We start from the raw sequence: 10767 nt of genomic DNA, 5'->3' as shown, positions 1-10767 counted from the left end.
CCGGACTTGCGCCGGGTACGCTCAAGTCCGACTTGACGGTTGCCCCCCGCGTGGCATCATTGAGTCCGGTCCACTCAACTTGAGAGCGCATCCCTCGGGCGGCGCCCAACGGCCCGGGGACAACCAGGCCCGCAAGAAGCGAGGAAGCGAACATGGCACGAGCGGTCGGCATCGACCTCGGCACCACGAACTCCTGCGTCAGCGTTCTGGAGGGCGGCGAGCCCACCGTCATCGCGAACGCCGAGGGCTCCCGGACGACCCCGTCGATCGTCGCCTTCGCGCGCAACGGCGAGGTGCTCGTCGGTGAGGTCGCCAAGCGCCAGGCGGTGACGAACCCCGACCGGACCATCCGATCGGTGAAGCGGGAGGTCGGCACCAACTGGTCGATCGACATCGACGGCAAGAAGTACACCCCGCAGGAGATCTCGGCGCGGGTGCTGATGAAGCTCAAGCGCGACAGCGAGGCGTACCTCGGCGAGCAGGTCACCGACGCGGTGATCACCGTCCCGGCGTACTTCAACGACGCTCAGCGGCAGGCCACCAAGGAGGCCGGCGAGATCGCGGGCTTCAACGTCCTGCGCATCGTCAACGAGCCCACCGCCGCCGCCCTCGCGTACGGGCTGGACAAGGGCTCCAAGGAGCAGACCGTTCTGGTGTTCGACCTCGGCGGCGGCACGTTCGACGTCTCGCTGCTGGAGCTGGGCGAGGGCGTCATCGAGGTCAAGTCGACCTCCGGTGACAACCACCTCGGCGGCGACGACTGGGACCAGCGGATCATCGACCACCTGGTCAAGACGTTCCGTGGCGAGCACGGCATCGACCTGGGTGCGGACAAGATGGCGCTGCAGCGGCTGCGCGAGGCCGCGGAGAAGGCCAAGATCGAGCTGTCCGCGGCGACCACGACCAGCATCAACCTGCCGTACATCACGGCCGGCCCGTCGGGCCCGCTGCACCTGGACATGAACCTGACCCGGGCCGAGTTCCAGCGCATGTCGCAGGACCTCCTGGACCGCTGCAAGGGCCCGTTCGAGCAGGCGATCAAGGACGCCGGGATCAAGGTCGCCAGCGTCGACCACGTGATCCTGGTCGGCGGCTCCACCCGGATGCCCGCGGTCAGCGAGCTGGTCCGCCAGCTCACCGGCGCGGAGCCCAACAAGGGCGTGAACCCGGACGAGGTCGTCGCGGTCGGCGCGGCTCTGCAGGCCGGTGTGCTCAAGGGTGAGGTCAAGGACGTCCTGTTGCTCGACGTGACCCCGCTGTCGCTGGGCATCGAGACCAAGGGCGGCATCTTCACCAAGCTGATCGAGCGCAACACCACGATCCCGACCAAGCGCTCCGAGGTGTTCACCACGGCCGACGACAACCAGCCGTCCGTGCTGATCCAGGTGTTCCAGGGTGAGCGGGAGATCGCGGCGTACAACAAGAAGCTCGGCACGTTCGAGCTGACCGGCCTGCCGCCCGCGCCGCGCGGCGTGCCGCAGATCGAGGTCACGTTCGACATCGACGCGAACGGCATCGTGCACGTGGCCGCGAAGGACATGGGTACGGGCAAGGAGCAGAAGATGACGATCACCGGCGGTTCCGCGCTGCCGAAGGACGACATCGAGCGCATGATGCGCGACGCTCAGGACCACGCCGACGAGGACAAGAAGCGGCGCGAGGACGCGGAGACCCGCAACCTGGCCGAGCAGCTCCAGTGGCAGACCGAGAAGTTCCTGGCCGAGAGTGGCGACAAGCTTCCCGAGGACACCAAGGGCAAGATCGGAGATGCGCTGGGCGACCTGCGCAGCGCGCTCGGCGGCACGGACATCGACAAGATCAAGTCTGCTCATGAGGAGCTTGCCAAGGTCTCCCAGGAGGCCGGTTCGCTGCTCTACGCGCAGCAGAGTGCCGAGGGCGCCGAGGGCGGCCCCGGTGCGGGCGCGGGTGCCGGCGGCGCGCAGGGTGCCGGTGCGGGCGCGGGCGGCGCCGCTGCCGGTGGCGCCGACGACGTGGTGGACGCCGAGATCGTGGAGGACGACAAGAAGTGAGCAACGCGGACGACGGGAACGACGGTCAGGCGGCCGAGCGCGTCGTCATCCGCGACCGGCGCAAGATCGACCCGAACGCGAAGGGCTCGGCCGCTGCGGCGGCGAAGGACAAGGAGCCCACGGGCGGCGGCGCACATCGGGCACCGGGACAGGATGACGACGACCTCGCCGCGATCGGCCTCGGCGCGGAGCTGGAAGCGCTGCGCACCGAGCTCGACGAGCGCACCCGCGACCTGCAGCGGGTGACCGCCGAGTACGCCAACTACCGCAAGCGGGTCGACCGCGACCGGGGCGCGGCGGCCGAGCAGACCATCGGTTCGGTGCTCACCGGGCTGCTGCCGGTTCTCGACGACCTCGACCGCGCCCGTGAGCACGGCGACCTGGTCGGGCCGTTCGCGACCGTGGCCGAGGCACTCACCGCCGCGCTCGGCAAGTACGGGCTGGTCGCGTTCGGCGAGAAGGGTGACCCGTTCGACCCGACCCGGCACGAGGCGGTGGCGCACCAGATGTCCGCGGATGTCACGGAGCCGACCTGCATCGAGGTCATGCGCCGGGGCTACCTGCTCGGCGACCGGCTGCTCCGTGCGGCTCTGGTCGCGGTGGCCGACCCCGCATGAGCATGAACAGCGTCCGTCCCGCCCGCCGTCACGGCGGGCGGGACCGTCGGGTGAAGGGGGTGGACTAGATGAGTTCGAAGGACTGGCTGGAGAAGGACTTCTATGCCGTTCTCGGGGTGGGCAAGTCCGCCTCCGCCGACGAGATCAAGAAGGCGTACCGGAAGCTCGCCCGCGAACTGCACCCCGACCGCAATCCGGGCAACCGGGAGGCGGAGGAGAAGTTCAAGGCGGCGTCCGAGGCGTACGACGTGCTGTCGGACGACAAGAAGCGCAAAGAGTACGACGAGATGCGCTCGCTGTTCGGCTCCGGCGCGTTCCGTCGCGGTGCCCGGCCGGGCGGGGCCCAGTTCGACCCGTCCGACCTGTTCGGCAGCTTCGGTGGCGCCGGTGCGCCGCCGGGCGCCGGGGACCGCCGGTTCGGTGGTGCCGGGTTCTCGGACATCTTCAGCTCGATCTTCTCGGGCGGCGGGGCGGGCCCGCGCCGCGGTCCGCAGCGCGGCCGCGATGTCGAGGCCGAGGTGACTCTCGACTTCGTGCACGCGGTGCAGGGCACCACGCTGCCGCTGACGCTGCGCTCGCCCGGAGTCTGCGACACCTGCCACGGCAACGGCGCCAAGCCCGGGACCACGCCCCGGACCTGCCCGGCCTGCCACGGGTCCGGCCTGATCTCCCGTAACCAGGGCTCGTTCAGCTTCTCGGAGCCGTGCCGGGAGTGCCAGGGCGCGGGCACCATCGTGGAGGTCAAGTGCCCCGAATGCCGGGGCACCGGCGGGGTCACGAAGAACCGGACGATCAACGTACGCTTCCCCGCCGGCGTCGCGGACGGCCAGCGGATCCGGCTGTCCGGCCGCGGCGAGCCGGGGGAGCGCGGCGGCCCCGCCGGCGACCTGTACGTGCAGGTGAAGGTACGGCCGGACGACCTGTTCGGGCGCAGCGGCGACGACCTCACGCTGACCGTGCCGATCACGATCGCCGAGGCCGTGCTCGGGACGGACCTGCCGGTGCCCACGCTGGACGGCACGGTCACGTTGCGGGTGCCCCCGGGGACACCGAGCGGCCGCAAGCTGCGGGCGCGCGGCAAGGGGGTCGCCCGGCGCGACGCCCCGGCCGGGGACCTGCTGGTCACGGTCGAGGTGCAGGTACCCTCATCGATTTCCGACGAGGCGCGGGACGCGCTGGAGACGTTCGCCAAGCTCACCCCGCCCGCCGGGCGTGAGCGCATCGAGGCGCGGCGGCACCGTCCCGGATAGGACCGGGCAACGGTTCGGGTCGGACCGGACAGCAGGAGGTGGCACATGTACGAAGAAATCGAGATCTCGGTGGAGCATGCCTCCGACGCGAAGGTCCTGATCATTTCCGTTGCGGCCCGGCTCGCCGGGATGCATCCGCAGACCCTGCGACAGTACGACCGGCTGGGGCTGGTGCAGCCCGGCCGGGCGGGCGGCGGCGGCCGGCGGTACAGCGAGCGTGATGTCGCCCTGCTGCGCGAGGTGCAGAAGCTCAGTCAGGAGGAAGGCGTCAACCTCGCCGGCATCAAGCGGATCATCGGGCTGGAGCAGCTCGTGGCGGATCTTCAGCAGCGGGTCATGGAGCTCGAGAGTCAGCTCGACGACGCGTACACGCGGATCGCCCAGCTCGAGGCGGTCGGCCCGTACCCGGGGCGGGACCTGGTCCGCCAGGATCGCCCGTCGACCGCGTTAGTCGTGTGGCGCCCGCGCCGCAGTACGGACCGGTGAGGCAATGTGGCGGCGGCCCCGATGACCTCGGGGCCGCCGCCACATGGTCGCGCGGCGGAGCGCGGCCGCACGGGCTGCCCAGGAACGATCAGCGGCGGCCGAACAGGCCCAGTCGGCGCGGATGCCGGACCAGGCCGCCCTCGATCCAATCCTGGTAGTCGAACAGCTCGGGGCGGGTCATGAGGACCCGGCAGTTGTGCGCCCAGATGGACATCGGCTCGTCGCCGACCTCCTCGGCGCGCTCGATGTACTTCTTCAGCCGGCGCTTGCGCTGGCTCGACGCGTTCGCCCGGACACCGTCCGCGGCGTAGATGTACATGCAGTGCAGCGCGAACCGGCGCGCCGGGCACTGCCGGTCCATCGCCAGCTCGAACAGGGTCGGTGCGAGGACGTCGCCGGCGATGAGCAGATCCCAGTCGGGCGGCATCGCATCGAGCGGCACCGCCTCCGGGTGGTACGCCCAGGCCTGCAGCTCCTCCGGCCGCGGATCGACCGGGTTGGCGAATCCGAAGAATGTCGACTCACGCACGCTCACGCCGCCGCCCTCGCCTTACCCTGTCCCCCACGGCGCCACTACGCCGTGAACTGTTTCCTTAACACGAAGTTGTCGCCGCGACACGGTAGCGCGACCAAACGGGGCTGCGGAAGGCCCCGAAATCACAATCCGGTACTGAGAAGTAGCATTGCGCAGCCCAGGTGCCGGAAAGCGGCGTCAGTCGCCGGCCGCCAGGGGCGCCGCCGGGCGGCGGGTCGCCCCATTCGCCGCCGGACCCGGGTAGGGCGATGCCGGCCCGGCGTGCCGCCAGGTAGCCGGTGAGGACGCGCCCGGCAGTCTGCTCAGGCGCGGGCGGGCACCCGCTTGCCGGTGGACGTCGGTGCGGTGGCGTGGGGCACGGCGAGCGGCACGGTGTCGGGTCGCCCGGCGGTCGGCGGCGGGTCCGCCGCGGGCAGCGTGAACGTGAACCGGGAGCCGCCGCCCGGGTTGTCGTGCGCGGTGATCGTGCCGCCGTGGCGGCTGACGATGCGGTGGCAGATGGCGAGGCCGAGTCCGCTCCCCGTGTAGCCACCGCCGGAGTGGGCGCGATGGAAGTCGTCGAAGATCGCCTCGTGCTGTCCGGGCGGGATGCCGATGCCGTTGTCGGCGATGGTGACCTCGACCAGGTCACCGCACAGCGTGCTGGTGATCTTCAAGTACGGGGTGACCCCCGACGCGGTGTACTTGATCGCGTTGCCGATGAGGTTGTCCAGCAGTTGCCGGACTGCTCCCGCGTCGGCGTGCACCGGATGAAGCCGGCCCAGGGCGACCCGGGGGACGGGACGCCCGGCGGCGGTGGCCGCGTCGGCGCGCGCGGCGGCGACGTCGGCGACCAGCCCGGCGAGCTCGACCCGGGTGGGCGTCAGGTCGGCGTCGCGGGCGGACGTGTACGCCAGCAGGTCGTTGATGAGTCCCCGCATCCGGGTGGCGGCGCGGGACACCCGGCTGAGGCTGTCCCGTGAGCGGGTGATCGCGGGCTGTTCGGCGTCGAGGGCGTCGGAGGCGACCTCGGTCCAGCCCTCGACGGCGGTCAGTGGGCTCTGCAGGTCGTGGGCGACCGCACCGGCGAAGTTGGCGAGCTGGTCGCGGTGACGGCGTTCCGCGGTGACGTCGTGATAGAGCACGACGGCGCTGCGGCAGCCGCGCTCGCCGGGCAGCGGGGTGGCGGTGACCTGGACGATCCGGGCGTCGTGGTCGCCGGGCTTGCGGACGAGCAGGTCGTCGCCCTCGACGTGGGCGCCGGCCAGGGCCCGGGTGTGCGGCAGCGCGTCGGTGGTGACCGGGCTCCCGTCGAGGTGGCGCAGCCGCCGGTGAGCATCGCCCACCACGCTGACTTCTCCCAGCAGGCGTACCGCTGCGCGGTTGCGCAACACGACCCGGCCCTCGGCGTCGACGACGGACAAGCCGTCGCCCATCGAGTCGATGATCGTGCTCAGCAGTGTGGCGTGCTGCCGCGCCTGGCCACGCTGGTCGGCGAGTTCACGGAACAGGCCCGCGCGCTCGTCCCGTTCGAGCGCGAGGGCCAGCGAAGCGACCGCGGTCAGGGCGACGAGCAGGTGGGCGATCACCGCGCGGAGGTACGGGTCGGCGATGTCGGCCAGGGCGCCGTCGCCGTGCAGGGTGACGGCGACCGCGACCCCGGCGAGGATCAGGTTGTGCAGCACGAGGAAGCCGGTACGCAGGCGGATGGCCACCCAGCCCGTCACGACGATCAGCGGCAGCCCGTTGTCGTACGTGTCCCCGATCACGTAGGCGCCGGCTGAGCAGGACACGATCGCCAGGTACTCGGCGACCCGCCACCGGGCCGTCGCCCGCAGGTTCCGGATCATGTTCCGCGACCATCCGGCAACGGATCCGTGCCGGCCCCGGAAGGCGCTCATGGTGGGGCCGAACCACAGTCCGACCGTGCCGATCACGACCGTTCCGGCGACGTCGCGGGTGATCCAGGCGTCGAACGCCGACGGGTCGGGTTGCCCCGTGACGAGCCAGTTGCCGACCTGGGCGACGGCCGCGCCGGCGACCACCGCGATCACGGTCGTGCCCAGCGCCCTCGCCAGGTCTCGGGGAGTGGACAGCCGCAGGTCACGGCCGGCTCGGCTCGCCGGGCGGGCCAACAGCAGAACGAACGCGGTGGCCTGCACGACGTTGGCCAGGGCGAGAACCGCGCCCAGGGCCGGGCCGCCGCCGGTGACCGCGTTGCCGATCAGGCCGATCGCGCCGAGGGCCAGGGCGTCCACCCACCGCAGGCGGGCTCGCCGCTGGGCACAGAACCAGATGAAGGCGACTCCGGCGGCGGGCCACAGCAGGGCGAGGTGAGAGCCGCCGATCACGGTCATTCGGCCGACGGCGAACGCGACCGCGTAGGCGGCGGCGAACCCGGCCGACCGCAGCAGCGAGACTTTGACGCTCATCGGGTACGCCGAAGCCGGCCCATCGGCCCGGCCAGCCTCGTAGGCCGCAATGCCCCCCGCGGTCATGTGCCGCCTCCACCCGCTTGCCGAAAACGTCCGACTTTCCCTTCGGCCGGTTGTCAGGGCCGCTGAGGCGGCCTGAGGAATCCACTTCGGCTGTGGCAACGGTCACACCACCGGCGCGCAGCGCCGTTGTCGGAGTGGACGGCCGGACTTAGGGTTGAGTGGAATACGCTCAAGTCTGCGAACGCTGTACCCGGGCGGAACCACCGATCAGGGGAGCACATGAACGCCGAACGCCTCACCACCAAGAGCCGCGATGTGATCACCGGTGCGGTCGCCTCCGCCAGTACGCGCGGGCACGCCTCGGTCGAGCCGTGGCACCTGCTGCTGTCACTGCTGGACACCGGCGGCTCCACCGCCTCGGGCCTGCTGCGCGCGGTCGGCGCGAACCCGGCCGAGGTGCGCCGCCTCGCGGCCCGCGCGGTCGAGCAGATCCCGTCCGCCCGCGGCGCGAGCATCGCCGAGCCCAGCCTGTCCCGCGAGTTCGTCAACGCGATCGGCGAGGCCGAGCTGATCGCCAAGCCGCTCGGCGACGAGTACGTCTCCACCGAGCATCTGCTCGCCGGGCTGGCCCGGGTGGGCGGCGGGGTCGGCAAGGCGTTGCGTGACGCCGGTGCCACCGAGGAGACCCTGGTCGCGGCATTCCCCTCGGTGCGCGGGGGAGACCGCCGGGTGACGAACCAGGACCCGGAACAGACGTACCAGGCGCTGGAGAAGTACAGCGTGGATCTCACCGCGCTGGCCCGCGAAGGAAAGATCGACCCGGTGATCGGCCGTGATGCCGAGATCCGCCGGGTGATCCAGGTGCTCTCGCGGCGTACGAAGAACAACCCGGTCCTCATCGGTGAGCCCGGCGTCGGCAAGACCGCGATCGTCGAGGGCTTGGCCCAGCGCATCGTGGCCGGGGACGTGCCCGAGACGCTGCGCGACAAGAAGCTGGTCTCGCTCGACCTGGGCGCGATGGTCGCCGGGGCGCAGTACCGCGGCCAGTTCGAGGAGCGGCTCAAGAGCGTCCTGGAGGAGATCCGCAACTCCAACGGCCAGGTCGTCACGTTCCTCGACGAGCTGCACACCGTCGTGGGTGCGGGCAAGGGCGAGGGCTCCATGGATGCGGGCAACATGCTCAAGCCGATGCTGGCCCGCGGCGAGCTGCGCATGGTCGGCGCGACCACGCTGGACGAGTACCGCGAGCACATCGAGAAGGACCCCGCGCTGGAGCGGCGCTTCCAGCCCGTCGTGGTCGGCGAGCCCACGGTCGAGGACACGATCGGCATCCTGCGCGGGCTCAAGGGGCGGTACGAGGCCCACCACCGGGTCCAGATCACCGACGCCGCGCTGGTCGCGGCCGCCAGCCTGTCCGACCGCTACATCAGCGACCGGTTCCTGCCGGACAAGGCGATCGACCTGATCGACGAGGCCGCCTCCCGGTTGCGTATGGAGATCGACTCCCGGCCGGTCGAACTGGACCAGCTCCAGCGCCAGGTCGACCGGATGCGGGTCGAGCGGCTGGCGCTGGGTAAGGAGACCGACCCCGCGTCGGTCGCCCGCCTGGAGCGCCTGGAGCGCGACCTCGCCGACCGCGAGGAGGAGCTGACCGCGCTGACCGCCCGCTGGGAACGCGAGCGCGGCGGCCTCAACCGGGTCGGCGAGCTGAAGAAGCGGCTCGACGAGATGCGCGTCGAACTGGAACGCGCGCAACGCGACGCCGAGTGGGAGAAGGCGTCCCGGCTGCAGTACCAGGAGATTCCCGCCCTGGAGCAGGAGCTGGCCAGCGCGTCGGAAGCCGAGGAGGAGAAGGCCGAGCCGCCCATGGTCAAGGAGGAGGTCGGCGCGGACGACATCGCCGAGGTGATCTCCTCGTGGACCGGCATCCCGGCCGGCCGGATGATGGAGGGCGAGACCGCCAAGCTGCTGCGCATGGAGGACTCGCTCGGCGCGAAGGTGGTCGGCCAGCGCGAGGCCGTCGAGGCGGTCTCCGGTGCGGTGCGCCGGGCCCGGGCCGGCGTCGCCGACCCGGACCGGCCCACGGGCAGCTTCCTGTTCCTCGGCCCCACCGGCGTCGGCAAGACCGAGCTGGCCAAGGCGCTCGCGGGGTTCCTCTTCGACGACGAGCGGGCCATGGTCCGCATCGACATGAGCGAGTACGGCGAGAAGCACTCCGTCGCCCGCCTCGTCGGCGCCCCTCCCGGGTACGTCGGCTACGAGGAAGGTGGGCAGCTCACCGAGGCGGTGCGGCGTCGCCCGTACTCGGTGGTGCTGCTGGACGAGGTGGAGAAGGCGCACCCGGACGTGTTCGACGTGCTGCTGCAGGTCCTCGACGACGGGCGGCTCACCGACGGCCAGGGCCGTACGGTCGACTTCCGCAACGCGATCCTCGTGCTGACGTCCAATTTGGGCTCGTCGGTCGTCTCCGACTTCACGCTCAGCGACGAGGAACGGCGCGAGGAGGTCATGGCGACCGTGCGGGCGCACTTCAAGCCCGAGTTCCTAAACCGGCTCGACGACATCGTGGTGTTCCACGCGCTGACCGCACAGGACCTCGCGGCCATCGTGGACATCCAGCTCGGGCGCCTGCGTAACCGGCTCGCCGACCGGCGGCTGAACCTGGAGGTCACCGACGCCGCGGTGCAGTGGCTCGGCGAGCACGGCTACGACCCGATCTACGGTGCCCGTCCGCTGCGCCGCCTGGTGCAGTCGGCGATCGGCGACGCACTGGCCAAGGCGCTGCTCGCGGGCCAGATCGTGGACGGCGACACCGTCCAGGTCGACCTCAACGACGCCAAGGACGGCCTGTCGGTCGGCCGCGGCTGACACCGACATGAACGGGCCCCGCCGGGTGGCGGGGCCCGTTCGTCCTAGTTCTTCGGCTCCTGTCGCCGGTACGCGTGGGTCATGAGAATGTCCGTCAGCGAGTGTTCGCCCTCGCGGGACCAGATCCGGATCCCGTCTCGGATCAGTTGATAGCGCACGTCGGTGTACCGGGTCTGCGTGTCGTCATGGTGCACGACGGTCAGGGTGTCGGCATGCGGCATGGGGACTCACCGGTCCTTGTCATGTCTGGGGCGGCTGCGGCGCGGTCACGCAGCGCGCGTCACGGGGAAGGTGCCCGGATCCGGTCTGCCTGGGCCCCGGCGGTTTGTGGGCGGGGGTGGCGACCTGGGCGGACAACGGGCGCGGCCGGGGAGGTCTCCTGCCGACGAGGCGCCACGAGTACGCATGTTACGGGGCGACGCCGAAAACTGTCGCCCCCTCGATCGAGCGATCCGGTCCACACCGGCCGATGCTCGTCCGCCCGATCTCGCCTGCCGTGGCGGTTCGCGTGGCCGGAGTCGCGGGCCGTGCGTCCGAACGGTACCGTGAGTGGATCAAGGAGGG

General features: G+C 71.2%; 8 protein-coding genes. 5 read left to right on the top strand and 3 right to left on the bottom strand.

The annotated features are described in order from the left end of the window. The first annotated feature begins 152 nt into the window (after window positions 1–152). The 4 genes from dnaK (at window position 153) to ACMCNK_RS20830 (ending at window position 4383) form a co-directional block, all read left to right on the top strand. Complete coding sequence (dnaK, locus tag ACMCNK_RS20845; RefSeq protein WP_412738066.1) at window positions 153–2030, top strand: molecular chaperone DnaK; 1878 nt, start codon at window positions 153–155, stop codon at window positions 2028–2030. After that, window positions 2027–2647 (top strand): nucleotide exchange factor GrpE, encoded by a 621-nt coding sequence (gene grpE / locus ACMCNK_RS20840; RefSeq protein ID WP_412738065.1) that lies wholly within the window; start codon window positions 2027–2029, stop codon window positions 2645–2647. Before dnaK ends, grpE begins: the two co-directional genes overlap by 4 nt. A 68-nt stretch (window positions 2648–2715) precedes the next feature. Beyond that, complete coding sequence (gene dnaJ, locus ACMCNK_RS20835; protein ID WP_412738064.1) at window positions 2716–3897, top strand: molecular chaperone DnaJ; 1182 nt, start codon at window positions 2716–2718, stop codon at window positions 3895–3897. A gap of 45 nt (window positions 3898–3942) precedes the next feature. After that, window positions 3943–4383 (top strand): heat shock protein transcriptional repressor HspR, encoded by a 441-nt coding sequence (locus ACMCNK_RS20830; RefSeq protein ID WP_412738063.1) that lies wholly within the window; start codon window positions 3943–3945, stop codon window positions 4381–4383. Window positions 4384–4471: 88 nt separating this feature from the next. On the opposite strand, the gene ACMCNK_RS20825 is transcribed toward ACMCNK_RS20830, so the two are convergent. After that, entirely contained in the window at window positions 4472–4918 is a 447-nt protein-coding gene (locus ACMCNK_RS20825; protein ID WP_412738062.1) for a hypothetical protein, read from the bottom strand. A gap of 302 nt (window positions 4919–5220) precedes the next feature. Further along, window positions 5221–7329, bottom strand: coding sequence for an ATP-binding protein (locus ACMCNK_RS20820; protein WP_412738061.1), 2109 nt, complete (start codon window positions 7327–7329; stop codon window positions 5221–5223). A 285-nt stretch (window positions 7330–7614) separates the two neighbouring features. Between ACMCNK_RS20820 and clpB the strand changes: the two genes are divergently transcribed. Then, a complete protein-coding gene (gene clpB, locus ACMCNK_RS20815; protein ID WP_412738060.1) occupies window positions 7615–10203 on the top strand; it encodes an ATP-dependent chaperone ClpB in 2589 nt (862 codons plus the stop codon). Window positions 10204–10247: 44 nt separating this feature from the next. Here clpB and ACMCNK_RS20810 read toward each other — a convergent pair whose 3' ends face one another. Further along, window positions 10248–10424 (bottom strand): hypothetical protein, encoded by a 177-nt coding sequence (locus ACMCNK_RS20810; RefSeq protein ID WP_412738059.1) that lies wholly within the window; start codon window positions 10422–10424, stop codon window positions 10248–10250. Window positions 10425–10767: the final 343 nt, after the last annotated feature.

Origin of the sequence: Krasilnikovia sp. MM14-A1259, assembly GCF_047159535.1 — a bacterium.
Classification (GTDB): domain Bacteria; phylum Actinomycetota; class Actinomycetes; order Mycobacteriales; family Micromonosporaceae; genus Actinoplanes.
The sequence above is the reverse complement of the archived record's forward strand: the minus strand, read 5'-3'. Positions and strand labels throughout refer to the sequence as shown.